This window comes from Rhodosalinus sp. 5P4, assembly GCF_041365695.1.
Lineage (GTDB): Bacteria > Pseudomonadota > Alphaproteobacteria > Rhodobacterales > Rhodobacteraceae > Rhodosalinus.
Genome location: NZ_JBGFSJ010000005.1, coordinates 134715 through 160861, shown reverse-complemented (window position 1 = coordinate 160861; position 26147 = coordinate 134715). Strand labels below are relative to the sequence as shown.

25 protein-coding genes are annotated in these 26147 nt (G+C 68.6%); 21 read left to right on the top strand and 4 right to left on the bottom strand.

The window, feature by feature from the left end; translation table 11 throughout:
* Positions 1 to 13: 13 nt before the first annotated feature.
* Positions 14 to 1024, bottom strand: coding sequence for a B12-binding domain-containing protein (locus AB6A69_RS11155; RefSeq protein ID WP_371060818.1), 1011 nt, complete (start codon positions 1022 to 1024; stop codon positions 14 to 16).
* Between the two features lie 150 nt (positions 1025 to 1174).
* On the opposite strand from AB6A69_RS11155, the gene bchF reads away from it, so the two are divergent.
* The 15 genes from bchF (at position 1175) to AB6A69_RS11080 (ending at position 18294) form a co-directional block, all read left to right on the top strand.
* Positions 1175 to 1681, top strand: coding sequence for a 2-vinyl bacteriochlorophyllide hydratase (bchF, locus tag AB6A69_RS11150; protein ID WP_371060817.1), 507 nt, complete (start codon positions 1175 to 1177; stop codon positions 1679 to 1681).
* On the top strand, positions 1678 to 2964 hold the full coding sequence (locus AB6A69_RS11145; RefSeq protein WP_371060816.1) for a ferredoxin:protochlorophyllide reductase (ATP-dependent) subunit N: 1287 nt from the start codon (positions 1678 to 1680) through the stop codon (positions 2962 to 2964). The genes bchF and AB6A69_RS11145 overlap by 4 nt, the downstream gene beginning before the upstream one ends.
* Entirely contained in the window at positions 2961 to 4556 is a 1596-nt protein-coding gene (bchB, locus tag AB6A69_RS11140; protein ID WP_371060815.1) for a ferredoxin:protochlorophyllide reductase (ATP-dependent) subunit B, read from the top strand. Before AB6A69_RS11145 ends, bchB begins: the two co-directional genes overlap by 4 nt.
* Positions 4546 to 8118 carry a magnesium chelatase subunit H gene (locus tag AB6A69_RS11135; protein ID WP_371060814.1) on the top strand — a complete coding sequence of 1191 codons (3573 nt, stop codon included), beginning with the start codon at positions 4546 to 4548 and terminating at the stop codon, positions 8116 to 8118. The genes bchB and AB6A69_RS11135 overlap by 11 nt, the downstream gene beginning before the upstream one ends.
* Positions 8119 to 8413: 295 nt before the next feature.
* The gene (gene bchL / locus AB6A69_RS11130; RefSeq protein ID WP_371060987.1) at positions 8414 to 9232 is read left to right on the top strand and encodes a ferredoxin:protochlorophyllide reductase (ATP-dependent) iron-sulfur ATP-binding protein; all 819 of its coding nucleotides are present in this window, start codon (positions 8414 to 8416) and stop codon (positions 9230 to 9232) included.
* Complete coding sequence (bchM, locus tag AB6A69_RS11125) at positions 9232 to 9912, top strand: magnesium protoporphyrin IX methyltransferase (protein ID WP_371060813.1); 681 nt, start codon at positions 9232 to 9234, stop codon at positions 9910 to 9912. Before bchL ends, bchM begins: the two co-directional genes overlap by 1 nt.
* Positions 9909 to 11354 (top strand): PucC family protein, encoded by a 1446-nt coding sequence (locus AB6A69_RS11120; protein WP_371060812.1) that lies wholly within the window; start codon positions 9909 to 9911, stop codon positions 11352 to 11354. Before bchM ends, AB6A69_RS11120 begins: the two co-directional genes overlap by 4 nt.
* A 27-nt stretch (positions 11355 to 11381) precedes the next feature.
* Positions 11382 to 12152, top strand: coding sequence for a photosynthetic reaction center subunit H (puhA, locus tag AB6A69_RS11115; protein ID WP_371038748.1), 771 nt, complete (start codon positions 11382 to 11384; stop codon positions 12150 to 12152).
* Positions 12153 to 12171: 19 nt separating this feature from the next.
* Positions 12172 to 12831 (top strand): photosynthetic complex putative assembly protein PuhB, encoded by a 660-nt coding sequence (puhB, locus tag AB6A69_RS11110; RefSeq protein ID WP_371060811.1) that lies wholly within the window; start codon positions 12172 to 12174, stop codon positions 12829 to 12831.
* Between the two features lie 30 nt (positions 12832 to 12861).
* Positions 12862 to 13329 (top strand): photosynthetic complex assembly protein PuhC, encoded by a 468-nt coding sequence (puhC, locus tag AB6A69_RS11105; RefSeq protein WP_371060810.1) that lies wholly within the window; start codon positions 12862 to 12864, stop codon positions 13327 to 13329.
* 19 nt (positions 13330 to 13348) lie between these two features.
* Positions 13349 to 13645, top strand: a complete 297-nt coding sequence (locus tag AB6A69_RS11100) for a hypothetical protein (RefSeq protein WP_371038745.1) — start codon at positions 13349 to 13351, stop codon at positions 13643 to 13645.
* Positions 13642 to 14778, top strand: coding sequence for a magnesium-protoporphyrin IX monomethyl ester (oxidative) cyclase (gene acsF, locus AB6A69_RS11095; protein ID WP_371038744.1), 1137 nt, complete (start codon positions 13642 to 13644; stop codon positions 14776 to 14778). The genes AB6A69_RS11100 and acsF overlap by 4 nt, the downstream gene beginning before the upstream one ends.
* On the top strand, positions 14778 to 15593 hold the full coding sequence (gene puhE / locus AB6A69_RS11090) for a putative photosynthetic complex assembly protein PuhE (protein ID WP_371038743.1): 816 nt from the start codon (positions 14778 to 14780) through the stop codon (positions 15591 to 15593). Before acsF ends, puhE begins: the two co-directional genes overlap by 1 nt.
* Positions 15583 to 16797 (top strand): 5-aminolevulinate synthase, encoded by a 1215-nt coding sequence (gene hemA, locus AB6A69_RS11085; protein WP_371038742.1) that lies wholly within the window; start codon positions 15583 to 15585, stop codon positions 16795 to 16797. Before puhE ends, hemA begins: the two co-directional genes overlap by 11 nt.
* Before the next feature lie 276 nt (positions 16798 to 17073).
* Positions 17074 to 18294 (top strand): Wzz/FepE/Etk N-terminal domain-containing protein, encoded by a 1221-nt coding sequence (locus tag AB6A69_RS11080; protein WP_371060809.1) that lies wholly within the window; start codon positions 17074 to 17076, stop codon positions 18292 to 18294.
* Between the two features lie 131 nt (positions 18295 to 18425).
* On the opposite strand, the gene AB6A69_RS11075 is transcribed toward AB6A69_RS11080, so the two are convergent.
* Positions 18426 to 19124 carry a CpsD/CapB family tyrosine-protein kinase gene (locus AB6A69_RS11075; protein ID WP_371060808.1) on the bottom strand — a complete coding sequence of 233 codons (699 nt, stop codon included), beginning with the start codon at positions 19122 to 19124 and terminating at the stop codon, positions 18426 to 18428.
* A 386-nt stretch (positions 19125 to 19510) separates the two neighbouring features.
* Positions 19511 to 20203 carry a sugar transferase gene (locus AB6A69_RS11070; RefSeq protein ID WP_371060807.1) on the bottom strand — a complete coding sequence of 231 codons (693 nt, stop codon included), beginning with the start codon at positions 20201 to 20203 and terminating at the stop codon, positions 19511 to 19513.
* 709 nt (positions 20204 to 20912) lie between these two features.
* On the opposite strand from AB6A69_RS11070, the gene AB6A69_RS11065 reads away from it, so the two are divergent.
* The 6 genes from AB6A69_RS11065 to AB6A69_RS11040 all read left to right on the top strand — a co-directional run bounded on the left by AB6A69_RS11065 (position 20913) and on the right by AB6A69_RS11040 (position 24713).
* Positions 20913 to 21524, top strand: coding sequence for a ribonuclease D (locus AB6A69_RS11065; RefSeq protein ID WP_371038788.1), 612 nt, complete (start codon positions 20913 to 20915; stop codon positions 21522 to 21524).
* 45 nt (positions 21525 to 21569) lie between these two features.
* Positions 21570 to 22172, top strand: a complete 603-nt coding sequence (locus AB6A69_RS11060; protein ID WP_371055569.1) for a hypothetical protein — start codon at positions 21570 to 21572, stop codon at positions 22170 to 22172.
* 17 nt (positions 22173 to 22189) lie between these two features.
* Positions 22190 to 22669 (top strand): lipopolysaccharide transport periplasmic protein LptA, encoded by a 480-nt coding sequence (gene lptA, locus AB6A69_RS11055; RefSeq protein ID WP_371060806.1) that lies wholly within the window; start codon positions 22190 to 22192, stop codon positions 22667 to 22669.
* Complete coding sequence (gene lptB, locus AB6A69_RS11050; protein ID WP_371038736.1) at positions 22669 to 23427, top strand: LPS export ABC transporter ATP-binding protein; 759 nt, start codon at positions 22669 to 22671, stop codon at positions 23425 to 23427. Before lptA ends, lptB begins: the two co-directional genes overlap by 1 nt.
* 196 nt (positions 23428 to 23623) lie before the next feature.
* A complete protein-coding gene (hpf, locus tag AB6A69_RS11045; protein WP_371060805.1) occupies positions 23624 to 24199 on the top strand; it encodes a ribosome hibernation-promoting factor, HPF/YfiA family in 576 nt (191 codons plus the stop codon).
* Positions 24200 to 24248: 49 nt separating this feature from the next.
* Complete coding sequence (locus AB6A69_RS11040) at positions 24249 to 24713, top strand: PTS sugar transporter subunit IIA (RefSeq protein ID WP_371038735.1); 465 nt, start codon at positions 24249 to 24251, stop codon at positions 24711 to 24713.
* Here AB6A69_RS11040 and AB6A69_RS11035 read toward each other — a convergent pair.
* Complete coding sequence (locus tag AB6A69_RS11035; protein WP_371060804.1) at positions 24682 to 26145, bottom strand: nodulation protein NodH; 1464 nt, start codon at positions 26143 to 26145, stop codon at positions 24682 to 24684. The two genes, AB6A69_RS11040 and AB6A69_RS11035, sit on opposite strands and share 32 nt — an antisense overlap.
* Between the last annotated feature and the right edge of the window lie 2 nt (positions 26146 to 26147).

Here is a 26147-nt window from a genome sequence, read left to right as displayed (position 1 = left end):
ATGAACCCCGTGTTCATGACGACTGCTCCATAGATAGTGGTTCGACCCGGGATGCAACAAGGCCACAGGCCTCGATCGCGCCCTGTGTCGTCATCGCAGCATGATCGGCGCCGCATCTTGCCAGCAAATCGGGCACATGGCCCACGGCCTGGCCGCCCACCACGACGGGCGGAAGCGATCCGCACGCCGCGCGGAGGTGGCCGATCAACGCTCCTACGCGGTCCACGGCGCGGTCGGTCGCGCAGCTTACGCCGATCATGTCGAAACCGCCCGCCGCGATCTGCCCGGCAAGCTCATCGGGGTGGCCGCCGATCGCCATCCGCACACGGTGGCCCAGCCGGTTGAACTGGTCGGCCGCGACGAAGGCGCCAAGCGCGTGGTTTTCGAACTCCGGCACGACGACGAGAATCGCCAGCGTCTGCGGCGCGGCCTGGGCCGGGGCGGGAAGCGGGCCGGAGGCGCGGCGGTCGCGAAGGATTCGCTGAAGCCGGGCGGTGCCCGTGGTGACGTCCACGAAGCTTACCTCGTCGCGGACCCAGCGATCGCCGAGACGCGCCGCCGCGCGCGGGATGATCACGTCATGGATCGTGTCGGTGCTGAAGCCGCTCGCGACAAGCGAGGTGATCGTGCGTTGATGAGAGGTCTCGACCTCGGCGAGCAGCGCGTCGCAAAGACGCTCGACCCACCCGTCGATGCTGTCCGGCGCGGTTTCCTGTCGGGATTCGGCTAGCAGGCGGATCGCGGACTCTGCCAGCGCCTCGATGGTCGTGCCCGAGTTCCGCTCGTCTTCGCGCGCGCACGCTAGGTTGTTGGATACGGGATGCATTCTGTCCTCCGTCAGCAGGCGCAAGGGATCCTCGCCGGCAACCCGCCCGGCCGATCCTGTCGAAAACAGTGCGTACTGCTCACCAACGCTGTCAAACGATCGTGACACATCGCGCCCGCGCGACGGCGTAGCGCCCTGTTTTTGCCCCAAAAAATTTTTCCGAAATTTCAGGTGCTTTCGTTTGGAAATCAAAAACAACGGAGTTTCATGGCCGCATGGGGTGTGAGTCGGATAAAACTGACAGTCTGGGGGTCGCCAAGGTGTAAATTATTATTGACACTTTCGCGCCCGGCCCCGTAGCATCCATCCAAGCACACTGGAAACCGCGGAGGACCGATGGCGCCGCACATGCAGACACAGCCAAGCTCCGGCGCGCCCCTGCTTTACACCCCGGAGCAGCGCGCCCGCCGCGATTCCACCATCTGGACGCCGGTCCAGGGCGTGCTCGCGCCGCTGCAGTTCCTGGTGTTTCTCGTGTCGCTCGCCCTCGTCCTGCGCTTCCTTCTGACCGGCGAGGGTTACGCGGCCGCGACATGGTCCGTCGTGATCAAGACCGGCGTGCTCTACACGATCATGGTGACCGGCGCGATCTGGGAAAAAGTCGTTTTCGGCCAGTATCTTTTCGCGCCCGCCTTCTTCTGGGAAGACGTGTTTTCCTTCGCGGTGATCGCCTTGCACACCGCCTATCTCTACATGGTCTGGTCGGACGGCTTTTCCGCGAACGCGGAGATGGCGATCGCGCTGGCGGCCTACGCCGCCTACGTCGTCAACGCCGGCCAGTTCCTCTGGAAACTTCGCATGGCGCGCCTCGGAGCGCAGGCCGCCGATGCCGCTGCAGCGCGGGAGGCCGCATGACCCGTAATTTCGCCCCGCCGCCCGCCGCCGGATGCCGGACCGCGCCGATTCTCAAGGAGCGCGGCCAGCGCGAGGTGTTCTGCGGTCTGACGGGAATCATCTGGCTGCACCGCAAGATGCAGGACGCCTTCTTCCTCGTGGTCGGCTCGCGCACCTGCGCGCATCTTCTGCAGTCCGCCGCGGGCGTGATGATCTTCGCAGAGCCGCGTTTCGGTACCGCGATCCTCGAGGAGCAGGATCTCGCGGGTCTCGCGGACGCGCACGCGGAGCTCGAGCGCGAGGTGGAGCGCCTGCTGTCGCGCCGGCCCGACATCCGCCAGCTTTTCCTCGTGGGCTCCTGCCCGTCGGAGGTCATCAAGCTCGACCTCGCGCGCGCGGCCGAACGGCTCACGCAGCGCCATGCCCCGCGGGTGCGGGTGCTGAACTACTCCGGCTCGGGGATCGAGACGACCTTCACCGAGGGAGAGGACGCCTGCCTCGCCTCGATGGTGCCCGTGCTGCCTGAAACCGATGCGCGCCAGCTCATGCTGGTGGGGGCGCTGCCCGACGTGGTCGAGGACCAGGCGCGCGACCTGCTGGACAAGCTCGGCGTCGGGCCGGTCACCGTGCTGCCCGCCGCGCGGGCGAGCGACCAGGTGGCGGTCGGGCCGAACACCGTCGTTGCGCTGACGCAACCCTTCCTGGGCGACACGCTGCAATGCCTCGAACGCCGCGGCGCGCGACACCTGCCCGCGCCCTTCCCCTTCGGCGAAGAGGGCACGACCGCGTGGCTGCGCGCCATCGCGGCCGAGTTCGGCGTGTCGGATGAGCGCTTCGAGGAGGTCACGGCCGCGCCGCGCGCCCGCGCGCGCAAGGCCGTCGCCCAGGCGGCCGAGGTCCTGAACGGGCGCTCCGTCTTCTTCTTCCCCGACAGCCAGCTCGAGATCCCGCTCGCGCGCTTCCTGACGCGCGAATGCGGGATGGACGCGGTAGAGGTGGGCGCGCCCTACATCAACAAGCAGGTGGTCGGGGCCGACCTCGACCTGCTCGCCGAGGGTCCGGTGCTCTCGGAGGGGCAGGATGTGGACCTGCAGCTCGACCGCGTGCGCGCCGCGCGCCCCGACCTCACGGTCTGCGGCCTGGGCCTCGCCAATCCGCTGGAGGCGGAAGGGCTCACGACGAAGTGGGCGATCGAGCTCGTCTTCACGCCGGTGCATTTCTACGAACAGGCGGGCGATCTGGCCGGGCTCTTCTCGCGCCCGATCCGCCGGCACGACCTGCTGAAGCTGGAGGCCGTGGAATGAAGCTCTCGGTCTGGACCTACGAAGGCCCGCCCCATGTCGGCGCGATGCGCGTCGCGACGGGCATGAGCCGGCTGCACTACGTGCTGCACGCGCCGCAGGGCGACACCTATGCCGATCTGCTGTTCACCATGATCGAGCGGCGCGATCACCGCCCGCCGGTCACCTACACCACCTTCCAGGCGCGCGACCTGGGCAGCGACACCGCGGACCTCTTCAAGACCGCCTGCCAGGACGCCTACGACCGTTTCCGGCCGCAGGCGATGATCGTCGGCGCCTCCTGCACCGCGGAGCTCATCCAGGACGACCCCGGCGGCATGGCCGAGACGATGGGCATGCCGGTGCCGATCGTGCCGCTGGAGTTGCCAAGCTACCAGCGCAAGGAAAACTTCGGCTGTGACGAGACCTTCTTCCAGCTGGTGAAGGCGCTCGCGCGCCCGGTGGAGAAGACCGAAGAGATCACCGCCAACCTGATCGGGCCCACGGCGCTCGGCTTCCGCCACCGCGACGACATCGTCGAGGTGACGCGGCATCTGGAGGAGATGGGCATCGGCGTGAACGTCGTCGGCCCCATGGGCGCCACGCCCGAGGACCTCACGCGGCTGGGCGCGGCGCATTTCAACGTGCTGATGTATCCCGAGACCGCCGAAAGCGCCGCGCGCTGGATGGAGCGCGAACTCGGCCTGCCCTTCACGAAGACGGTGCCGATCGGCGTGGGCGCGACGCGCGATTTCCTGCAGGAGGTGAGCGACATCACCGGCCTGCCCGTGCAGGCGGACGAAAACCGCCTGCGCCTGCCCTGGTACTCGGCGAGCGTCGATTCGACCTACCTTACCGGCAAGCGCGTCTTCCTTTTCGGCGACGGCACCCATGTCGCCGCGGCGGCGCGCATCGCACGGGACGAGATGGGCTTCGAGGTGGTGGGCCTGGGCTGCTACAACCGCGAGCAGGCCCGCAACATCCGCCGCGTGGCCAAGGAGTACGGCGTCGAGGCCACGGTCACCGACGACTATCTCGAGGTCGAGGCCGCCATCGAGGCCGCCGCCCCCGAGATGATTCTCGGCACGCAGATGGAGCGCCATATCGGCAAGCGCCTCGGCATTCCCTGCGCCGTGATCTCGGCGCCCGTGCATGTTCAGGACTTCCCCGCCCGCTATTCGCCCCAGATGGGCTTCGAGGGCGCGAACGTGATCTTCGACACCTGGGTGCACCCGCTGGTCATGGGCCTCGAGGAGCACCTGCTGCACATGTTCCGCGAGGATTTCGAGTTCCACGACGAGGCGGGGCCGTCGCATCACGCGGCGCATTCCCCGGCACGGCACCCGGCGGCGACGGTGCAAGAGGGGGGCGCTGCCCCCCGTCCGGCTGCGCCGGACGCCCCCCGGAGTATTTCTGTCCAAGAAGAAGGGCCGGGCGCGACGTCGGGCGGCATCGAGATCGTCTGGCGGCCCGCGGCGGAAAAGGAGCTCAAGAAGATCCCCTTCTTCGTGCGCGGCAAGGCCAAGCGCAACACCGAGGCCTTCGCGCGCGAGCGCGGGGTGGCCGAGATCGACGTCGACACCCTCTACGAGGCGAAGGCTCACTATGCGCGATGACGGGATGATCAAGGGCCGGATGCCCGGCTACCGCGTGACGATCATCACGCTCGATTCCCACGCGGCGAGCGCCTGCGACCGGGTCGCCGAGCGGCTGTCGCACGAGTTTCCGGGGCTGTCGGTGTCCCTCCACGCGGCGGCCGAGTGGGGCGAGACGCCCGGCGCTTTCGAGCGCGCGGTCGAGGCGGTCGAAAGCGCGGACATCGTGATCGCCAACCTGCTGTTCCTCGAGGAGCACGTGAAGCCGATCCTGCCGCATCTTCAGGCCCGGCGGGATCACTGCGACGCGATGGCGGGCGTGATCGCCGACGCGCAGATCGTCAAGCTGACGCGGATGGGCACACTCGACATGGCCGCGCCAGACAGCGGCGTGCGCAAGCTGATCAAGCGGCTGCGCGGTTCGTCCAAACCCTCGTCGGATTCGGGCGAGAGCAAGATGCGGATGCTGCGACGCCTGCCGAAGATCCTGCGCTTCATCCCGGGCAAGGCGCAGGACCTGCGCGCCTGGTTCCTGGTGATGCAGTACTGGCTCGGCGGGTCGGACGACAACATCGAGTCGCTGATGCGCTTCCTGATCTCGCGCTACTGCCGCCACGAGGCGTGGCGCGGCGGCGAGGCCCCGGCCCCGGTGGAGTATCCCGACACGGGGCTTTATCACCCCGATCTTCCCGGCCGCATCACCGAGGATCCCGCAGAGATGCCCGCGCCGCAGGGCGCGCGCGGCACCGTCGGTCTTCTGATGATGCGCAGCTACGTCCTTTCGGGCGACACCGCGCATTACGACGCGGTGATCCGGGCGCTGGAAGCGAAGGGGCTGCGCGTTCTGCCGGCCTTCGCCGGGGGGCTCGACGGGCGGCCCGCGATCGAGAAGTTCTTCCGCGACGAGGCCGGCGCCACGATCGACACGCTGCTTTCGCTCACGGGCTTCAGCCTCGTGGGCGGGCCCGCCTACAACGACAGCGAGGCGGCGGTGGGCGTTCTGAAGGCGCTCGACGTGCCCTATCTCGCCGCGCATCCGCTGGAATTCCAGACGCTGGCGCAATGGGCCTCCTCCGCGCAGGGCCTCGGGCCGATCGAGACGACCATGCTGATCGCGCTGCCCGAACTGGACGGTGCGACGAACCCCTGCGTCTTCGCGGGCCGGCACGGGACCGAGCCCTGCCAGGGCTGCCGCTACGCCTGCCACGTCGAGCAGGAGAGCCGCGACATGGCGCCCTGCCACGAGCGGATCGACAGCCTCGCCGAGCGCGTGGAGCGCCAGATCCGCCTGCGGCGCAAGCAGAACGCCGAGAAGAAGGTGGGCGTCGTTCTCTTCGGCTTCCCGCCGAACGCCGGCGCCGTGGGCACTGCCGCCTACCTCGCCGTCTGGGAGAGCCTCTACAACACGCTGCACCGCATGGCCTCGGCCGGCTACGACCTCGATCCGCCCGAAAGCGTCGAGGCGCTGCGCGCGGCGGTGCTGGAGGGCAACGCCCGGCAATACGGGCAGGAGGCGAATGTCGCGGCCTATGTCAGCGCCGACGAGATCGTCCGCAACACCCCGCCGCTGAAGGCGATCGAGGCCGTGTGGGGCCCGGCGCCGGGCAAGATCCAGTCGGACGGGCGCGGCGTCTTCGTGCTGGGCCACCAGTTCGGCAACGTCTTCGTGGGCATCCAGCCCGCCTTCGGCTACGAGGGCGATCCGATGCGCCTGCTCTTCGAGAAGGGCTTTGCGCCGACGCACGCCTTCGTCACCTTCTACCTCTGGTTGCGCAATACCTACGAGGCCGACGCCATCCTGCATTTCGGGATGCACGGCGCGCTGGAGTTCATGCCGGGCAAGCAGGCGGGAATGGGCGCGATGGACTGGCCCGACCGCCTGATCGGCGAGATGCCGAACATCTACCTCTACGCCTCGAACAACCCGTCGGAGGCGAGCCTCGCCAAGCGCCGGTCCGGCGCGGTGACGATCACGCACCTGACCCCGGCGCTGGCCGCGTCGGGCCTCTACAAGGGGCTGTCCGAACTCAAGGACTCGTTAACGCGCTGGCGCGCGATGGCCGGGGACGACCCCTCGCGCGGCGAACTCGAGACGCTGATCGCCGAGCAGGCGGAGGCGGTGGACATGGGCGGCCAGCCGGCCGAGGCGCTGTGGCTGAAGCTGCTGGAGACCGAGGACGCGCTCATTCCCGAGGGGCTGCATGTGCTCGGCCGGCCGATGACCGAGGCGCAGAAGGCCGACTACCTCGCGCTCATCGAGGACCTGGACGAGGAGACCCGGGCGCGGGTGGCCGAGCTTATCGGCGGCGACCACGAGATCCCCGCGATCCTCAACGCGCTCGAGGCGCGCTACACCGCGCCGGTGCCCGGCGGCGACCTGATCCGCTCCACCGACGTGCTGCCGACGGGGCGGAACATCCACGCCTTCGATCCCTTCCGGATGCCGACCGAATTCGCCTGCCGGGAGGGGGCCAGGCAGGCCGAGGTCCTGCTTGCGACCCACGAGGAGGTGCCCCGGAGCATCGCGGTCGTGCTGTGGGGGTCCGACAACATCAAGTCCGACGGCGGGCCGCTCGCCCAGGCGCTGGCGCTCCTCGGGGCGCGGCCCCGCTTCGACAGTTTCGGGCGGCTCGCGGGCGCCGATCTCATCCCGCTGGAAGAGCTGGGCCGCCCGCGCATCGACGTGATCATGACGCTTTCGGGCATCTTCCGCGACCTGCTGCCCCTGCAGACCCGGATGCTGGCGGAGGCCGCCTGGAAGGCCGCCACCGCCGACGAACCCGCCGAGATGAACTTCGTGCGCGCCAATGCGCTGGCCTATGCCGAGAAGATCGGCTGCGACATGGAGACCGCCAGCCTGCGCGTCTTCTCCAACGCCGAGGGCGCCTACGGCTCGAACGTGAACCAACTCGTGGACAGCTCCGCCTTCGGCGACGAGGACGAGCTGGCCGACGCCTACCAGGCCCGCAAGAGCTTCGCCTATGGCCGCGACGGCAAGGCCGCGCCGCAGGGCGAGCTTCTGGGGGAGGCGCTGAGGGACGTGGAGCTTGCCTATCAGAACCTCGAATCCGTCGAGCTGGGGGTGACCACGGTCGATCATTACTTCGACACGCTGGGCGGCATCAGCCGGGCGGTGAAGCGCGCGCGCGGCGGGCAGGAGGCCAAGGTCTACATTTCCGACACCACGCGCGGGACCGGCAAGGTCCGCACGCTGGCCGACCAGGTATCGCTCGAGACGCGCTCGCGCTCGCTCAACCCGAAATTCTACGAGGCGCTCCTGAGCCACGGCGCCGAGGGCGTGCGCCAGATCGAGGCGCAGGTGACCAACACGCTGGGCTGGTCGGCCACGACCGGGGCCGTGGAGCCCTGGGTCTACCAGCGGATCTCGGAGACGTTCGTGCTGGATGCGGAGATGCGGCAGCGGCTGGCGGATCTGAACCCGCAGGCGTCGAGCCGGATGGCGAACCGGCTGCTCGAGGCCTCGGACCGCGCCTACTGGCAGCCCGACGCGGCGACGCTCGCGGCGCTGCAGGACGCGGCCGACGCGCTGGAGGACCGGATGGAAGGGATCGCGGCGGAATGAGCGGGGCCTGCGCATACGGCACGGTTGCCAGGGGGCGCTGCCCCCTCGGCCTTCGGCCTCACCCCCGGAGTATTTCCGCCAAGAAGAAGTATCGGCGCGGCGCGGGACAGGGACGCGCCGTCACGGACGAGAAAAGGAGACGCCCATGAGCCCGCTCGACAGCAAGCTGCCCCCGGCCGCGAGAGCCAACGCCCGCGAGCAGGAGGGGCTGAAGAAACGCGGTCTCGGCGCGCCGCCGACGATCAGGACGGGCGAGGACGGCGAGGGATCGCTGCAGGTGCACCAGGACCCGGCGATGAAGATCGAGGGGGCGAAGGTCTTTTCCGTCTACGGCAAGGGCGGGATCGGCAAGTCAACCACGTCCTCGAACCTCAGCGTGGCGTTTTCCACCCTGGGCAAGCGGGTGCTGCAGATCGGCTGCGACCCCAAGCACGATTCGACCTTCACGCTGACCGGGCACCTGCAGCCCACGGTGATCGACATCCTCAAGGAGGTCGATTTCCACGCCGAGGAGCTGCGTCCGGAGGACTTCATGACCGAGGGGTTCAACGGGGTGCAATGCGTCGAGGCAGGCGGTCCGCCCGCCGGCACCGGCTGCGGCGGTTACGTCGTGGGGCAGACGGTGAAGCTGCTGAAGCAGCACCACATGCTCGAGAACACCGACGTGGTGATCTTCGACGTGCTGGGCGACGTGGTCTGCGGCGGCTTCGCCGCGCCGCTCCAGCACGCCGACCGGGCGGTGATCGTGACCGCGAACGACTTCGACTCGATCTACGCGATGAACCGGATCATCGCAGCGGTGCAGGCGAAGTCGAACAACTACAAGGTGCGGCTCGCGGGGTGCGTGGCGAACCGGTCGCGCGACACCAACGAGGTCGACCGCTACTGCGAGGAAGTCGGTTTCAAGCGCATCGCGCACATGCCGGACTTCGACGCGATCCGGCGCTCGCGGCTCAAGAAGAAGACGCTCTTCGAGATGCCCGACGAGGAGGACATCGTCCTGGCGCGCAAGGAATACGTGCGCCTGGCGGAGACGCTCTGGAACGGCACCGAGCCGTTCGCGCCCGCGCCGATGGAGGACCGCGACATCTTCGAGCTGCTGGGCTTCGATTGATGAGCTACGAGAGCACCCTTTCCCGCGTCGAGACCTATTTCGACAAGACCGCGACCCGGACCTGGGAGCGGCTGACCTCGGATGCGCCGGTCTCGCGGATCCGCGAGACGGTGCGCCGGGGGCGTGACGAGATGCGCGCGCTGATGCTCTCCGCGCTGCCGGCGGATCTTGCGGGCGCGCGGGTGCTCGACGCCGGTTGCGGGGCCGGGCAGATGACCGCCGAGCTTGCCCGCCGCGGGGCCGAGGTGGTCGCGGTGGACATCTCGCCCTCGCTCGTGCGGATCGCGCAGGCGCGGCTCGATCCCGCGCTCGCGCGGCGCGTGACCTTCCTTTCCGGCGACATGCTGGACGCGGCGCTGGGCCGGTTCGATCATGCCATGGCGATGGACAGCCTGATCTACTACCGCCTCGACGACATCGCGCGGGCCCTCGACGGGCTGGCGCGGCGGGCGGACGGGAAGGTCGTCTTCACCGTCGCGCCGCGCACCGCGCTTCTGATGATGATGTGGCGGGCGGGCCAGCTTTTCCCGCGGTCCGACCGCTCGCCCACCATGGTGCCGCACGCGCCCGCCCGGATCGCCGGCGCGCTGCGCGGCGCGGGCACGCCGGGCCGGCTGCGCATTCTGGGCCGCGTGGCCCGCGGCTTCTACATTTCCGAGGCGCTCGAGGTCTCGGCATGAGCGCGCAGCGCCGGATATCCCCGCTCGCGCGGCTGACGACGCAGATCCTGCCCTTCGCGGACGCGGCCAGCGAGGGGCTGCCGATGCGCGAGCTTCTGCGCCTGTCGCTCTTCCAGGTCTCGGTGGGCATGGCGATGGTCATGCTGCTGGGGACGCTGAACCGCGTGATGATCGTCGAGCTTTCGGTGCCCGCGCTGGTGGTGGCCTCGATGATCGCGCTGCCGGTGCTGATCGCGCCCTTCCGGGCGCTTCTGGGCTTCCGCTCGGACAACCACCGCAGCGCGCTCGGCTGGAAGCGCGTGCCCTATCTGTGGTTCGGATCGCTCTGGCAGATGGGCGGCCTCGCGGTGATGCCCTTCGCCATCCTCGTTCTGGGCGGGCAGCAGGCGGTGGGCCCGGGCTGGGCGGGCGAGGTGCTCGCGGCCCTTGCCTTCCTGATGGCCGGGCTCGGGATGCACATGACCCAGACCGCCGGGCTGGCGCTGGCGGCGGACCGGGCCACGGACGAGACGCGGCCCCGCGTGGTGGCGCTTCTTTACGTGATGTACCTGCTCGGCATGGGGGTCTCGGCCATCGTGATCGGCTGGCTCCTGCGCGATTTCGGGTCCTTCACGCTGGTCCGGGTCGTGCAGGGCGTGGCCCTGGCCGGGCTCCTGTTCAATGTCGTCGCGCTCTGGAAGCAGGAGAAGGTGCGCCCGATGAGCCGCGCCGAGCGCGAGGCGCCCAAGCCCCGCTTCCGCGACGCCTGGGCCGATCTCGCCCGGGGCGGCACCGCGGGCCGGCTTCTCGCCGTGGTGTTCCTCGGCACCATGGCCTTCAACATGCAGGACGTGCTTCTGGAGCCTTACGGGGGCGAGATCCTCGGCTTGTCGGTCTCGGCCACGACGCTTCTGACCGCGACCTGGGCGGGCGGCGCGCTGCTGTCCTTCGCGCTCGCGGCGCGGATGCTCGCCCGTGGCTCCAACCCCTACCGCATGGCGGCGCTGGGCGTGCTGGTCGGGATCGCGGCCTTCTCCGTCGTGATCTTCGCCGCGCCGCTCGGATCCGCCGCGCTCTTCTTCTCGGGCGCCGCGCTGATCGGTTTCGGCGGCGGCATGTTCGCGGTGGCGACGCTGACCGCCGCGATGACGATGCCCGTCGACGGCGCCGCGGGGCGCGGCCTCGCGCTCGGCGCCTGGGGCGCGGCGCAGGCCACGGCGGCGGGGCTGTCCATCGCCCTCGGCGGGGGGCTGCGCGATGTCGTGAACCACGCCGCCCTGTCGGGCCGCCTGGGCGAGGCGCTCGCCGACCCGGCGACCGGCTATTCCGTCGTCTACCACCTCGAGATCGGTCTTCTCTTCGTCACGCTCGCGGCCATCGGCCCGCTCGTGAAGACCGTCGTGAAACCCGTCGGCCGGCAGGCGGCGCCCACCCGGATGGGCCTCGCCGAGATGCCGACATGACCCTGCGCTTCCTGAAAGGAACGACCCATGACTGAGACATTCTTCGGAGAGTTCGACCTGGCGAGCCTGTCGCTCTGGCTCTTCTACATCTTCTTCGCCGGGCTTGTCGTCTATCTGCAGCGCGAGAACATGCGCGAGGGCTATCCGCTCGAGGACGAGCAGGGCAACCCGGCCCCCACGCCGAGCCTGTTCCCGCTGCCCGAGGACAAGACCTTCAAGCTGCCGCATGGCCGTGGTGAGGTCTCCTATCCCTCCGGCCAGATCCCCGAGCGCGAGAACCTGGCGCTCGAACAGACCCACCCGGTCCGGGGCTATCCCTTCGTTCCCACGGGCGATCCGATGGTGGACGGCGTGGGCCCTGCCTCGTGGTGCCACCGCGGCGACGTGCCCGAGCTCGACGGCAAGGGACACCCCAAGATCATCCCGATGTCGGCGACCGAGCATTTCCACGTCGCCGCGGGCCGCGACCCGCAAGGCCTGCCGGTGATGTCGGGCGACGGCACGGTGGTGGGAACCGTCACGGACATGTGGATCGACGAGCCGGAGCAGCTCGTGCGCTACCTCGAATTCGAACTCGACGCCGAGTGGGGCGAGGGCAAGCGCCTCGTGCCGATGACCCTGTCGGTCATCAAGCGCGACCGCGTCGTGGTGCGCACGATCTACGCCAAGCAGTTCGCCGACGTACCGAAGCACGCCTCGCCGCGGCAGGTCACCAAGCTCGAGGAGGACAAGATCTCCGCCTACTACGCGGGCGGCGTGCTCTACGCGGACGAGGAACGCCTCGAGCCGCAGCTCTGACCGGAAGGACGCGACACCCATGCCGCATGATCATCACGACGACTTCGCCTTCGAGCCCGTGGAGGGCCTGCCGGAAGCGCCGCCCGAAGGCGAGCACATCCTCTGGCAGGGCCGCCCGGACTGGTGGGCGCTCGCCCTGGAATCTCTGAACCTCAAATGGGTGATGGGTTATTTCGTCTTCCTCGCGGCATGGAGACTGGTCGCCGCCCTGGACCTGATGCCCTTCTCCCAGGCGCTGGCGATCTCGACGCCGTTCCTCGTCATGGGCCTCGTCGTCTGCGCCCTGCTCGCGCTCATCGCGTGGGTGCAGGCGCGCGCGACGGTCTACACCATCACGAACAGCCGCGTCGCGATGCGGGTGGGTGCGGCGCTGACCGTCACGCTCAACCTGCCTTACACGCAGATCGCGAACGCGCATCTGGACCTCCGCCGCCGGGGCACGGGCACCATCGCGCTCGATCTTCTGGGCGAGACCAAGTTCAGCTACCTCGTGCTCTGGCCGCATGCCCGGCCGTGGCGCCTGCGCCATCCCGAGCCGGCGCTGCGCTGCATCCCGGACGCCGCGCACGTCGCGCGGCTGCTCGCCGAGGCCGCCGAGGCGCGGATCGAACAGCCGCGGATCGCCCGCGCGCCCGCCGCGGGCCAGAGACCCGGCCCCGCCGCCGTGGCCGCCGAATGACCCAGTCGCAAGCAAGGGGGAGACCCGAAGATGTCTGATACCGCCCGACCGCCGCGCACCTACACGCCGGAGGAACAGATCGTTCCGCTGATGATGGTGCGCGCGATGTTCGGTCTCGTGCTCCTGGTCCTGGTGATCGTGTCGGCCGCGGTCTGGACCGGCCGCCCCACGACCTCCACACCGCCCGAGAGCGCGGTCACGCATTCCCGCATGCTCTATCTCGGCGGCGACATGTCCGGCGCGGCCACCGTGCGCGCCGAGGACGGCACGCTGATCGCCGATCTCTCCCCCGAGGAGGGCGGCTTCGTCTCCGGTGTGTGGCGCGTGCTTCAGCGCGAACGCACCAAGCACCGCGTGGCCCTCGACGGGCCCGTGGAACTGATGCGCCACGAGAACGGGCGCTTCACCGTCTCCGACCCCTCCACGGGATGGCGCGCCGACCTGATGGGGTTCGGTCGGGACAATGCCAGGGCCTTCGCCAAGCTTCTGGCCGAGTGATCGAAAGGGAACCGGATCAATGGGACTACTGACGAGAGAAACGGAAAGGGCGCCTTGCACGGTCGAGGTGAGCCACAAGTTCGAAAGCCTGCACGCGCATGTGCGGTTCAACAACGGAGCCGTGGTCTATCCCGGCGACGAGGTGAAGGTGGAGGGGCCCGAGATCATGGCCCCCTTCGGAGAGATCGTGATCGAGGACCGCGAGGCGATCATCGTCCGCGCGAGCCGGCTGGAGCGCCTCTGGACGCGCCTCACGGGCGATCTGGAAGTGATGGAACTCTGCGAGTTCTCTTTCTCGGAGGAGGTCGAGCTATGAACGCGTTCACGAAGAACATGCCCGCCCATTCCGCCGACGCGACGACGGCCGAAGAGGGCCTCGCCATCCAGGAGGAGCAGGCGAAGTTCGACAGCAAGGCGGCCACCGACGTGGCGATGCAGAACACCCTGCTGACGCCGCGCTTCTACACCACCGATTTCGACGAGCTGGACGCGATCGACGTCACGCCCGTCCGCGAGGACTGGGACGCGCTGATCGCGGAGATGGAGGCCGATCCGAACAAGGGTCACTTCAAGAAGAACGAGGACTGGGACCACGTCGACTGGGACGGCATGGATCCGGCGCTGAAGAAGGAATTCATCGACTTCCTGATTTCCTCCTGCACGGCGGAATTCTCGGGCTGCGTGCTCTACAAGGAGATGAAGCGCCGCGGGAAGAACCACGACATCACCCAGCTCTTCCAGCTCATGGCGCGCGACGAGGCGCGGCATGCGGGCTTCATCAACGACGCGCTGCGCGAGGCGGGCGTGGCGGTGAATCTCGGGTTCCTGACGCAGAAGAAGAAATACACCTTCTTCCGGCCCAAGTTCATCTATTACGCCACCTACCTCAGCGAGAAGATCGGCTACGCGCGCTACATCACGATCTTCCGCCATCTTCAGGCGAACCCGGAGCATCGCTTCCACCCCATCTTCAAGTGGTTCGAGGAATGGTGTGGCGACGAGTTCCGCCACGGAGAGGCCTTCGCGCTGCTGATGAAGACCGACCCGAAACTCACGCGCGGCGTCAACGTGTGGTGGATCAAGTTCTTCCTCACCGCCGTCTTCGCCACGATGTATGTCCGCGATCACCAGCGCCCCGCCTTCCACAAGGCGCTCGGCGTCGATCCGGACTGGTACGCGCACGAGGTATTCACCAAGACCAGCGCGCTGTCCGAGCAGATCTTCCCGATCACGCTCGACATCGAGAACCCGCGCTGGCAGCGCAACCTCGAGCGTCTGCACCGGGCCAATGTCGCCATCGCGGATGCCAAGAAGCAGGGCGGCCTTGCCGGCAAGGTGAAGCAACTGGCCGGCAGCGCGCGCGCGGCGCTGACATTCGCCGCGCTCTACACGATCCCGGCGAAAAGGCATCAGGTGCCCGAAAGCACCCGTCTGGAGCCTGCCTACTGATGCCGGACTCGGGCTGGATCGCGGCGCTCTTCGCGCTTTTCGCCTGGTGGTTCTCCACCGGGGCGATCCTGGCCGTGGTGCGCCTTGCCGACCGGCGCGGGCCGCGCGCCAATTCCGCGGCCACGCTTCTGTCCCTGCCGCTTCTGGCGGCGGGGATCTGGGGCTATCACGCGACGCTCGGCGGCACGGGGCCCGCCGCGGTCTATGGTGCGTTCCTCGCGGCGCTGGCGATCTGGGGCTGGATCGAGCTTGCCTTCCTCACCGGGCAGATCACGGGCCCCATGTCGCGGCCCTGTCCGCCCGGCGTCCCGGAAGGTGAGCGTTTCATCCGTGCCTGGGGCACCATCGCCTATCACGAGATGCTGCTGGCGGGCATGCTGATCGCGCTGGCGCTCTGGGGCTGGGGGGCGGAGAACCTGTTCGGCCTCTGGACCTTCGCGGTACTCTTCTGCGCGCGCATCTCGGCCAAGCTCAACCTTTTCTACGGCGTTCCCAAGATCAATGTGGAGTTCATCCCCGAAGCGCTCGCGCATCTGCCTAGCCATTTCCGCACCGGGCGGATCAACCGGCTCTTCCCGCTCTCGGTCTCGCTGCTCACCGCGGCCAGCGCCTGCTGGGCCGAGCGGCTGATCGCGGCCGACACGCCCTCGCAGGTGGTGGGCTTCGCCCTTCTCTTCGCGATCACCGTGCTGGCGCTGCTGGAACACTGGCTGATGGTGATCCCGTGGCAGGACGCGAAACTCTGGCGCTGGATGCTTCCCGAGCGCCCCAAGACAACAAAGACTTACGGACCGGAGGACGCTCATGGACTTTGACACGCTGTTCGAGACCCAGATCGAGGCCCTGAAGGAAGAAGGCAACTATCGCCGCTTCGCCGAACTCGAGCGCCAGTGCGGCGGCTTCCCGCGTGCCCGGTGCCATGACGCCGACGCCCCGGACGAGGTCACGGTGTGGTGCTCCAACGACTATCTCGGCATGGGTCAGCATCCGGTCGTCACCGATCGCATGAAGGCGGTGATCGAAAGCTGCGGCGCGGGCGCGGGCGGCACGCGCAACATCTCGGGCACGAACCATCACCACGTCGCGCTCGAGCGCGAGCTCGCCGACCTGCACGGCAAGGAGGCCGCGCTGCTCTTCACCTCGGGCTACGTCTCCAACTGGGCGGCGCTCTCCACCTTGGGCGCGCGCCTGCCGGACGCGGTGATCCTGTCGGACGAGTTGAACCACGCCAGCATGATCGAGGGCATCCGCCACTCGCGCGCGAAAAAGGTGATCTGGAAACACAACGACCCCGAGGACCTCGACCGCAAGCTCGCGGCGCTGCCCGCCAACGCGCCGAAGATCGTGGCCTTCGAATCCGTCTACTCGATGGACGGCGACATCTGCCCGATGGAAGAGATCGTCGAGGTCGCCGAGACGCACGGCGCGATGACTTATCTCGACGAGGTGCATGCCGTGGGGCTTTACGGGCCGCGCGGCGGCGGCGTCTCGGAAGAACGCGGCCTTTCCGACCGCATCACGCTGATCGAGGGCACGCTCGGCAAGGCGTTCGGCGTCATGGGGGGCTACATCACCGGATCCGAGGCGCTGTGCGACTTCGTGCGCAGTTTCGCCTCCGGTTTCATCTTCACCACGGCGCTGCCGCCGGCGGTGGCGGCGGCCGCGCAGGCCTCGATCGCCTACCTCAAGACCTCGGACGTGGAGCGGCAGGTCCAGCGGCGCAACGTCGCGCGGCTTCGGGCCGGGCTCGACCGCGCAGGCATTCCGCATCTGCCGAACCCGAGCCACATCATCCCGGTGATGATCAAGGATCCGGTGAAGTGCCGGCAGATCGCCGACATCCTGATGCAGGATTACGGGATCTACGTTCAGCCGATCAACTATCCGACCGTGCCCAAGGGTACCGAGCGGCTGCGCTTCACGCCCTCGCCCTGGCATACGGAGGCGGACATCGACCACCTGCTCAAGGCGCTCACCGCGCTTTGGAAGCAGTGCGCGCTCGCCCACGCGGTGGCCTGAGCCGCCTCCGCTCCCACCCGGCATGACAGCGCCCGGCGCGCCCCGCGAAGCGCCGGGGCGGCCGCGCGCGCTGCTCCCCCCGAAGTCGCAAGCCCCGTCTTCCAGTCGAAACAGCTCCGGACGCTGACCGGAAACGTTTTGTTTCCGGCAATCATATGGCGATTCCGTGGCGACCTCGCAGTCAACGCGATAAACGGCTGATGTGGGGATGCATGGCGGCGCGGCGCCCCGGGAAGAGGTGCGAGGCTCTTCGCTTCGCCTGCAAGGGTGGGCTTTATGCGCGGTCTTCAGTCGCTGGACGAGTTCGTTGTGATGATGCGCCGCCGCGCCTGGGCGATGATCATCGTGGCGGCGTTCGGCTGCACGGCCTCCCTCTGGTACGCGCTGCAGCAACCGCGCGTTTACGAGGCCTCGGCAACGGTGCAGATCCGCAGCGCCATGGCGGACGGGCTTTCCGGGCCCATGGTCGGCGACGAATACCGCGTGGCCCGGCAGATCGCGCTCATAGAGCGCCGCATGCTGGCTCGCGATACCATCGCCTCGCTCGTCGAGCGATACAGGCTTTACGAGGATCTTCCCGACCTCGACAGGCTGGACAGGATCGCGCGCCTGCGCCGCGCGATAAGTCTGGAAGATCTTCCGAGTGACCGGCTCGGGTGGATGCAAGGGGGCAGCCCGCCGTCCGGCCTGATCCTCCGGGTGCGCCTCGAGGATCCCGAAATGGCCGCGATCGTGGCGAACGATCTCATGGGGCTCGTTCTCGCGCAGAGCAACGAGGGCCTTGTCGAGCGCACGCGCATGACGCGCGCCTTCCTCGAGGACGAGGAGCGGCGCCTGGTCCGGGAGATCGACGCGCTCGAGGGCCGCATCGCGGAGTTCAAGCGCCGGAATACAGACGCGCTGCCCGACAACTTGCCCGTCTTGCGCGCCCATCTGAGCGCGCTGCGCGAGACGGGGCTGGAGATCGAACGCCAGATCATCGCCCTTCAGGCCACCCCCGGCCGCGCGGACATCAAGGCGACCGAGGACCGGATCGAGCGCCTCGAGACCCGTCAGGCGCGGATCGCGGAACGGATCGAGCGGATCGAGGAAAGCCTTGCCGCGGCCCCCGAGATCGAGCGGCAATTCGGTGCGCTGGCGCGGGCGCTCCTTCAGCTGGAGGAACGCTTCGAGGCGGTCACGCGCCACCTTGCCGACGCCGAGTTGCGGCAGGGGCTTGCCGACCGGCAGGCAGCCGCGACCTTCGAGGTCCTCGAAACGGCAATGCCGCCCGCGTCGCCCGATCTGGCGAGCCGTCGCAACATTGCCGTGGTGGGCACCGCGGCCAGTCTTGCCGCCGCGGTGCTGCTGGCCCTCTTTCTCGAACTTCTGGATCCGACCATCCGCTCTCCGGCCGAGCTGGAACGCCGGCTGGGGGTCCGGCCGATCGTCTCTGTTCCGACCATCCGCGGCCCCTCGGGCGGAGGACGGCGCAGGCTGACCGTCGTGGCCGCTTAGATCGTGCCAAGCCCGGGGATGCCGGCGATCGCGCGGATCGCGGCGCAGTATTCTCCCGCCGTTACGCCCCTTGCGTGGATCCTGCCATGGCCACCCTGGCTCAGACCGGGCGCCCGCCGGTGCCTGGGTCTTCAGTCGCAGTGCCGCGAAAGCGTCGCGCCCTCGGCCCTGTTCAGAACGACACCCAGAAGCGGCTTGTCGTGCGCCAGCCGGCGCGAGACCTCCTCGATCTCCTCGGCACGCGTGACGCCGCCGCCCGCGACCAGCAGCACGCCATCGAAATGGCGCTGGAACGCGAGCAGATCGTCGTGACAAAGCGCCGGCGGCAGATCGAAGAGCACCACATCGGGGCGCAACGCCTCCTGCATCGCCGCGAGCGCCGCGTCCGTGCCCGGCGCGAAAAGGAGTTCGGCCGGATCGCTCTCGACATGCTCGTTCAGGGCAAGGGCGAGGGTCCGACCGACGCCAAGATCGTTTTCCCCGAAACGCCGGAAGTGGTCTTTCACCGTCGCCCGGCCGGACAGGAAGCGCCGCAGGATGCCGGGATCCGCGACGCCGAGCAGCTTCGCCAGTCCCGGGTCGCGCAGGTCGAGGTCCATCAGGACGGTGCGCACCCGTTCCGCCCGCGACAGGCTGATCGCCAGGTTGGCGGCGAGGAAACTCTTGCCGCATTCCCGGGTGGGGGAGGTGATCGCCACCCGGCTCCAGCCATTTTCCTTCAGGGTGCTCAAGAGCCGCGAGCGCAGCACGTCGAAGGTGCCGTGCGCCGGGTCCTCGCGCGTCGCGGCGATGATCCGATGACGCTCCAGGTTAGGCGTGTTCAGGGGCACGCAGGGCAGGTTGCCCCAGGCATCGTCGACTGCATTCGGCGGAAGGACCGCAGGGATGCGGGGCGCGGCCTGTTTTTGCACCGGCTCGGGCCGCTGCGGGGGCGGTCCTGCCGCGGCCTGCGGCCGCGATGCGCCGGGGGCCGGGGCGGTGGGTCGCGGCGCCGCCTCGCCACGCCGCATCCCGTGCCGGGGCACGCCGCGATTCGACTCTTTCGAGAGCGCATCGAAACCGGGCCGGCTCATCGGCAGCCTCCTGTCATGCCCGCACGGCCCGGCACCGTCTTCAAGATCGGATCGAGCTTCACCATGTCCCTGCCTGTCGTTATCGGCCCATCACTGCTGCCAAGGGCGTGCGGACCGGGGGCGCGCAGCCGGGTCCGGCCGTTTCACCGCCCGGTTCCGCGCAGAACCACGCGCACGGTCCGAAGCAGAACCCGCAGATCGGTTCCGAACGACAGGTCGCGGAAATACTGGGTGTCGTGCAGCGCCCGCTCGGCGAAGCCCGAGTCGTTGCGCACCGTGATCTGCCAGTAGCCGGTAATCCCGGGGCGCATCGCGTAATAGGCAAGACCCGGATAAAGGTCGCGCTGATGCGCCATCATCGGGCGCGGGCCGACCAGCGACATGTCGCCCACGAGCACGTTCCAGAGTTGCGGCAGCTCGTCGAACGAAGATTTCCGGATGACATGACCCAGGCGCGTGACGCGTGGGTCGTCCCTCAGCTTCTGCGACCATTCCCATTCCGCCCGCGCCTCGGGATCGGCGGCCAGATGCGCCTCGAGCATCCGGTCGGCGTCGGGCACCATGCTGCGCAACTTCCACATGCTGAAAATGCGCCCGTTTCGCCCGATGCGGGGTTGCCGGTAAAGCGGCGAGTGCCCGTCGAGCGACAGCAGGATCATGAGCGGAAGCAGAAGCATCAGGGCCGGAAGCGCCATCAGAAGAACGCCGAGCACGTCGAGCACGCGCTTGCCGCCATGGCGATAGAGGCCGCGGTCCGATCGATCGAGAAGCGACGTCTCGAACACCCTTTCCCGGGCGTGCTGCTCGGGCGGTGCAGTCTTTTCAAGCCGGACCATCAACATGGCGACGTCATACCCTTTACCGCTACCGGCCATCGTGCTTCAGCGCGGAAATCCCGCCACTGGAAAGACGCACCGCCGATCCACATGGAACACTGGTTTCGCCCTTTGGCCCCTTGGCCCGGCGCGACGACCCCAATTCGGGTGGCGTGTCCCGCGCGAGTGAGGATACAGCCATTTTTTCTTTCGTTTGAATAGAATGCGGCTCTCCTCTCGTCCGGTCAAGGGCGTCGCGGCGGTTTGCAACCGGTGCGCGCGGCGGAGATTTCCGCCAACCCGACCGGACGCGAGAAGAGGCGTTGCCGGCGCCTTGGCTCGCCTGGGAAACAGAAGTCTTGCAGAAGCTGCGGCGCGCGTTCGGGGGAAACAATCCAGCTGCGACCCCGCGCCTTGGCCCGGTTTCGACGCGGGATTTCGCCCGTGTTTTCGGGAAAGGGCAGGACGCCTCGTGCCGCGGCGCGTCCTGCGGCATGATGGGCGCTTTCGGCGGAGGCATGCCTGCCACCTGTTCCCGGCGCAGGGGCGCGATCGGGGTTTGTGACGCATTTCGCCCATAGGTTGCAATTTCGCGGGGCGCGGCGCTTGCACGCGGGCGAAAATCCCCCAACAACCGGCGCCGGCGGCGAATCGGCCCGGCCGCGTGGAGTTGCAAGAGCGCGGGCGAAGGCCTATCCCCTTCGTCGGAACATGGATGACGGAGCGGCGCGTGGCGAACCACCTTTACGAGGGCGATCTACCGGACGGGCTGGATCTCGGCCCGGTGGTGGCGATCGATTGCGAGGCCATGGGCCTCAAGCCGCATCGCGACCGGCTTTGCGTCGTGCAGCTTTCCGCAGGCGACGGCGCGGCGCATCTCGTCCAGATCGCCCGCGGCCAGAGCGGGGCGCCCAACCTCGAACGGCTGCTCGCGGACGCGGGCACCCTGAAGCTCTTTCACTTCGGCCGGTTCGACATCGCGCTGCTTCTGCACAGCTTCGGCGTGCTGACCGCGCCGGTCTACTGCACCAAGATCGCCAGCAAGCTGGCGCGCACCTACACCGACCGGCACGGGCTGAAGGCGCTGCTGCAGGAAACGCTCGGCATCGACATTTCCAAGCAGCAGCAATCGAGCGACTGGGGCGCGGAGGCGCTGTCCGACGCGCAGCTCGACTACGCCGCCTCGGACGTGCTGCACCTTCACCGGCTGCGCGAGGCGCTCGACGCGATGCTGCAGCGCGAGGGGCGGGCAGAGCTCGCGCAGGCGTGCTTCGATTTCCTGCCGACGCGCGCCCGCCTCGACCTCGAGGGCTGGCCCGACGAGGACGTGTTCGCGCATTGACCCGGGGCCGGGATCTCCGGGGCCGCGGCGCCGCGGCGCGCTGAGATGGCGCTGGGCGACCGGGCCCATTCGCGCCTCGTCGCGTGGCTCAAGATCCTGTTGCCGCTCGCCGCGCTGGCGCTGCTTTCCACGCTCTTCATGCTGGCGCGGCCCCCGACGCAGCCCGGCCAGGCGCCTTTCGGGCAAGATGGTTTGCGTTCCGGCACCGCCGAGGAGGTGGTCAGGCAACCCGTCTATACCGGCAGGACGGCCGAGGGCGCGGCGCTGAGCGTGCGCGCGGCAGAGGTGCGGCCGGGCGGGGTGGACGGGCCGGTCACCGCCACGACCGTGGCGGCGGAGTTGCAGACCTCCGGCGGCGGATGGCTCCGGCTCGAGGCCGGCCGCGCCGAATGGACCGAGGAGAATGGCGCGCTCGTCTTCGGCGGCGGGGTGGAGATGGAAAGCTCCGCGGGCTACGCGCTCACCACCGCGCGCATGGTGGTGACGCTGGACCGGTATGCCGCGGATACCGGGGGGGCGGTCGAGGGACGGGCGCCCGCGGGCACGATCCGCGCCGACCGGCTGCAGGTGCAGGCCGCCGAAATTCCGGGGCAGGCCCGATTGCTTTTCACCGGCCGGGTAAAGCTGGTATACGAACCACAGGGGTAAGGAGCGGGCTGGCTTCCGTGCGGAAAATCCACATCATCGCGGTGGCGATCTGGTTGGCGGGTGCGCCGGCCTTCGGCCAGTCGGTCGCGTTCGGCGATGCGGCACAGGACACCGACGCCCCGGTCGAAGTGACCGCCGACGCGCTATCCGTCACCGAGCAGGAGGGCACCGCGCTCTTCACCGGCAACGTGGTCATCGCGCAGGGCGAATTTCGCCTCGCCGCGCCGCGCGTGCTGATCACCTACGATCAGGACGGCGACCGCATCGCGCGGATGGAGGCCACGGGCGGCGTGACGCTCGTGAGCGGCACGGACGCCGCCGAGGCCGAGCGCGCCGACTACGACCCCGACGCCGGGACCATCGTGATGACGGGCAAGGTGCTTCTGACGCAGGGCCGCAACGCGATCAGCGCGGAACGGATTTCGGTCGACCTCGATGGCGGAACCGCCGAGATGTCGGGAGGGGTGCGGACCCTCATCCAGCCGGGGGCGGAGTGATGGAGGGCCCGCAGTTCGCCGTCACGGAGGGAGACTCGGGCCTTCGTGTCCGCCACCTGCGCAAGAGCTATCGCAAGCGTGTCGTCATCCGCGACGTGAACATGGAGCTGCACCGCGGAGAGGTGGTCGGCTTGCTCGGGCCGAACGGCTCCGGCAAGACGACCTGTTTCTACGCCGTCGCCGGGCTGATCTATCCCGAGGGCGGGCAGGTCCTCGTGGATGGCGTCGACGTCACGTCCCTGCCGATGTATCGCCGCGCGCGGCTCGGGATCGGCTACCTGCCGCAGGAGATGTCGATCTTCCGCGGGCTCAGCGTCGAGGACAACATCGCGGCGATCCTCGACATCTCCGAGCGTGACCGGCACCGCCGGCGCGAGCGCCTGGAAGAGCTGCTGTCGGAATTCTCCATCGAGCATCTGCGCCGCGCGCCTGCGCTGGCGCTTTCGGGCGGCGAGAGGCGGCGGGTCGAGATCGCGCGCTGCCTGGCCGCCAACCCGAAATACCTGCTTCTGGACGAGCCTTTCGCGGGGGTGGATCCGATCTCGGTCAACGACATCCGCCACCTCGTCGCGGATCTCCGGACGCGGGGAATCGGCGTGCTCATCACCGATCACAATGTCCGCGAGACTCTGGAGATCGTGGATCGCGCCTACATCCTGCACGACGGCACGATGCTGATGTCCGGCTCGCCCGCGGAGGTTGTGCGCAACGAAAACGTGCGCCGGGTCTATCTCGGAGAGAACTTCCGGATCTCGTGACCCGCGCGCTAGCGATTGACAGGGCGCCGTGGTCTCCTCTCAAATACGAACGTGACGGTTCTGCGACACGACCCGCCCTGCGTCGCGGCATGTACCGCGGCGGCCTGACCGGGCGTTCCCGCGGACGGCATCTAGCGTCCCCGGCCAGCGCGACCCAACCGGCGCGACCGGCCCGGACGGCACGAAAGGAGACGGGATGCGATATCAGATCAGTGGCAAGCAGATCGACATCGGCGAGGCGCTTCAGGAACATGTGAAGCAGGAACTGGGCGCGGCGATCGGCAAGTATGCCGAGCGTCCCACCGATGCCCAGATCATCTTTTCCCGCGACGCGCACGAATTCGTCTGCGAGGCCGCGGTGCATCTCTCGACCGGGCTGACCGCCAACGCCAAGGCCGCCGCGACAGAGATATATGCCGCCTTCGACGCCTGCTGTGCGAAGATGGAAAAGCAGCTGCGCCGCTACAAGCGCAGGTTGAAGGACCATCACCGCGCCCGCGCCGAACCTGTTGAACTGATCGGAGCCTCCTCGTATATCCTCGCGTCGAACGAAGAGAGCGACGAATCGGATTCCGAAAGCCTTCAGCCCGTGATCGTCGCGGAGATGCAGACCAAGATCCCCTTGCTGAGCGTCGGCGAGGCCGTAATGCAGATGGAACTGGCCGGCGCACCCGTGCTGGTGTTCCGAAACGAAAAAAGGAACGGGGTGAACGTCGTCTACAGGCGTGACGACGGAAACATCGGCTGGATCGAACCGCAGGACCCCGGCTGAGGGGGTCGGCCCGGCACGTCTCCCGCCCGTCCCCGAGAGCAGGCAAGAGATGGACCTTCTGGAACTGATCAAGCCCCAGGCCGTGCGCGTCGTGACGTCGGCCACCTCGAAGAAGCGGCTCATTCATGAACTCGCCGACCTCGCGGAAGCGGTCTACGGCATCGATGGCGAGAGCGCCGTCGCCGCCCTGCAGGAGCGCGAGACGCTTGGCCCGACCGGCGTGGGCGGAGGCGTGGCGCTGCCGCATTGCCGTCTGCCCGGGATCGAAACCATGGCCGGCGTCTTCATCCTGCTCGAGCGCCCGGTGGATTTCGACGCGGTCGACCGTCAACCGGTCGACCTCGCGCTCGGCCTCTTCGCGCCGGAGGATGCCGGGGTGGAGCATCTGAAGGCCCTGGCGCGGGTGTCGCGCACGCTGCGGCAGAGCTCCGTCTGCGCCAAGCTGCGCGCCAACCCCGACCCGGCCAAGCTTCACGCGATCCTTACCGAGGCCCAGCGCGAACAGGCCGCGTGACGGCGGCAGGCCGCCAGTCCGTGAAGCCGAACTGCCGGAAATCCCGGGCATAGACCTGTCGCGCCTTCGCATCCAGACCGGTATCGTGGATGTCGCGGAGCGCGAAGGGCGTGTCGCCCGGCGCGCCGTCCGGCGCCGACGCGACCTCGCGCCCCGCCGCCGCGGCGAGCGCGGGCAGCCACGCGGCCATCTCCTCCTCCCGGACGACAAGGTCCGGCAGCGCGAACGCCGACATGTCGTGCAGAAGTTGCGCCTGGCTCGTCCAGTGCGGATCCGTACGCAGGTTCGTGAGCCCGGCCAGGTTGTCCTTCACGAAGTCCAGAAAGCCCTCGAACGCCGCGCGGTGCGCGGCGGCGTCGTAGCGCGGATCCGGCAGCGCCTCGGGCAGGGGCAGGCCGCGCTGGCGCAGCAGGTGCCGGCGGATGCGCCGGAACGCCCCTTCCCCGGTGGACAGGATGCGCGCGCAGAAGACCGCGTGCGCGCGAGCCAGCGGGTGGCGCAGCACGGTGAAACGCCGGTGCCCCGGATGCGCCTTCATCCACTGGCGCAGCTCCTTCTGGGTGAAATTCGCCGCCAGTGCTTCGGGCGGGGCGCCGTCGAGCGCGGCGAGCCACCGCGCGACCTCTGCCTCGGGCCCGCCCCGAAGCGGCATGTATAGAAGCGGCGTTTCCGGCGCGGCGACGAAGGAGGGCACGGCGGGGCCCCGGCGGGGTTCGAGGTTCGGCGTGCGCGACAGGTGGAAACGGTCGATCCGCGCAAGCTCTTTCTCCAGCGCGGCGGGATCGGCGACCTTGGCCTCCAGCGGCGCCGGGTTCTGCCGCTTCAGCGTGTCGTCGAGCGCCTCCAGCCGCGCCTCGGAGCCGAGCCAGGCGGCAAGGCCGTTCACGACGTCGAGCCGTTTCAGATCCTCGTAGTCGAGCCAGAAGGCGGACTGGCCCGTGACCTGCAGCGCGTGCAGGATCCGCAGCTGGAAGTCCTGCAGTTCCGAGACGTGCCGCTCGAACTCCGCCCCGTCGAACGCGGCGCGCGCCGCCTTGCGGCGGGACATGTCGGTCAGTTTCCATTGCCCCGTCTGCCGCGCGATCTTCCACGAGACATAGCTTTCGAGCGGATTGCGGTTCAGCACGATCTTCGCGCAGCGGGGATCGGCAAGAAGATCGTCCAGGATGCGCGGGTCATGGTCGTGGAAGTAGCGGAACCCGTCCAGCGTGTCGGGCGCGGCGCGCAGCGCGGCGAGTAGCGCGCCGGGATCCGCATCGCGCGCGGTTCTGTCGATGCCCAGGATTTGGTCCCGCTTCGGGTAACCGATGAAGTGCGGGTTGAACGCCTCGCCATGACAGCGGATGCCGGGCAGCGCGTTGAGGTTCGCCTCGAGGAAGTTCGAGCCGGTGCGCATGTCGGCGAAAACGACGAAGAGGTCGAACCGCGCCATCG

Excerpts from the sequence above, each read along its gene's own strand:
- AB6A69_RS11145 (WP_371060816.1), top strand. The coding sequence starts at position 1,678 with ATGACCCGTAATTTCGCCCCGCCGCCCGCCGCCGGATGCCGGACCGCG.
- AB6A69_RS11060 (WP_371055569.1), top strand. The coding sequence starts at position 21,570 with ATGGCGCTGGGCGACCGGGCCCATTCGCGCCTCGTCGCGTGGCTCAAG.
- AB6A69_RS11100 (WP_371038745.1), top strand. The coding sequence starts at position 13,349 with ATGGGACTACTGACGAGAGAAACGGAAAGGGCGCCTTGCACGGTCGAG.
- AB6A69_RS11135 (WP_371060814.1), top strand. The coding sequence starts at position 4,546 with ATGCGCGATGACGGGATGATCAAGGGCCGGATGCCCGGCTACCGCGTG.
- AB6A69_RS11120 (WP_371060812.1), top strand. The coding sequence starts at position 9,909 with ATGAGCGCGCAGCGCCGGATATCCCCGCTCGCGCGGCTGACGACGCAG.
- puhE (WP_371038743.1), top strand. The coding sequence starts at position 14,778 with ATGCCGGACTCGGGCTGGATCGCGGCGCTCTTCGCGCTTTTCGCCTGG.
- puhA (WP_371038748.1), top strand. The coding sequence starts at position 11,382 with ATGACTGAGACATTCTTCGGAGAGTTCGACCTGGCGAGCCTGTCGCTC.
- AB6A69_RS11080 (WP_371060809.1), top strand. The coding sequence starts at position 17,074 with ATGCGCGGTCTTCAGTCGCTGGACGAGTTCGTTGTGATGATGCGCCGC.
- puhB (WP_371060811.1), top strand. The coding sequence starts at position 12,172 with ATGCCGCATGATCATCACGACGACTTCGCCTTCGAGCCCGTGGAGGGC.
- hemA (WP_371038742.1), top strand. The coding sequence starts at position 15,583 with ATGGACTTTGACACGCTGTTCGAGACCCAGATCGAGGCCCTGAAGGAA.
- AB6A69_RS11035 (WP_371060804.1), bottom strand. The coding sequence starts at position 26,145 with ATGGCGCGGTTCGACCTCTTCGTCGTTTTCGCCGACATGCGCACCGGC.
- bchM (WP_371060813.1), top strand. The coding sequence starts at position 9,232 with ATGAGCTACGAGAGCACCCTTTCCCGCGTCGAGACCTATTTCGACAAG.
- bchF (WP_371060817.1), top strand. The coding sequence starts at position 1,175 with ATGCAGACACAGCCAAGCTCCGGCGCGCCCCTGCTTTACACCCCGGAG.
- AB6A69_RS11040 (WP_371038735.1), top strand. The coding sequence starts at position 24,249 with ATGGACCTTCTGGAACTGATCAAGCCCCAGGCCGTGCGCGTCGTGACG.
- bchL (WP_371060987.1), top strand. The coding sequence starts at position 8,414 with ATGAAGATCGAGGGGGCGAAGGTCTTTTCCGTCTACGGCAAGGGCGGG.
- acsF (WP_371038744.1), top strand. The coding sequence starts at position 13,642 with ATGAACGCGTTCACGAAGAACATGCCCGCCCATTCCGCCGACGCGACG.
- lptB (WP_371038736.1), top strand. The coding sequence starts at position 22,669 with ATGGAGGGCCCGCAGTTCGCCGTCACGGAGGGAGACTCGGGCCTTCGT.
- AB6A69_RS11070 (WP_371060807.1), bottom strand. The coding sequence starts at position 20,203 with ATGGTCCGGCTTGAAAAGACTGCACCGCCCGAGCAGCACGCCCGGGAA.
- puhC (WP_371060810.1), top strand. The coding sequence starts at position 12,862 with ATGTCTGATACCGCCCGACCGCCGCGCACCTACACGCCGGAGGAACAG.
- bchB (WP_371060815.1), top strand. The coding sequence starts at position 2,961 with ATGAAGCTCTCGGTCTGGACCTACGAAGGCCCGCCCCATGTCGGCGCG.
- hpf (WP_371060805.1), top strand. The coding sequence starts at position 23,624 with ATGCGATATCAGATCAGTGGCAAGCAGATCGACATCGGCGAGGCGCTT.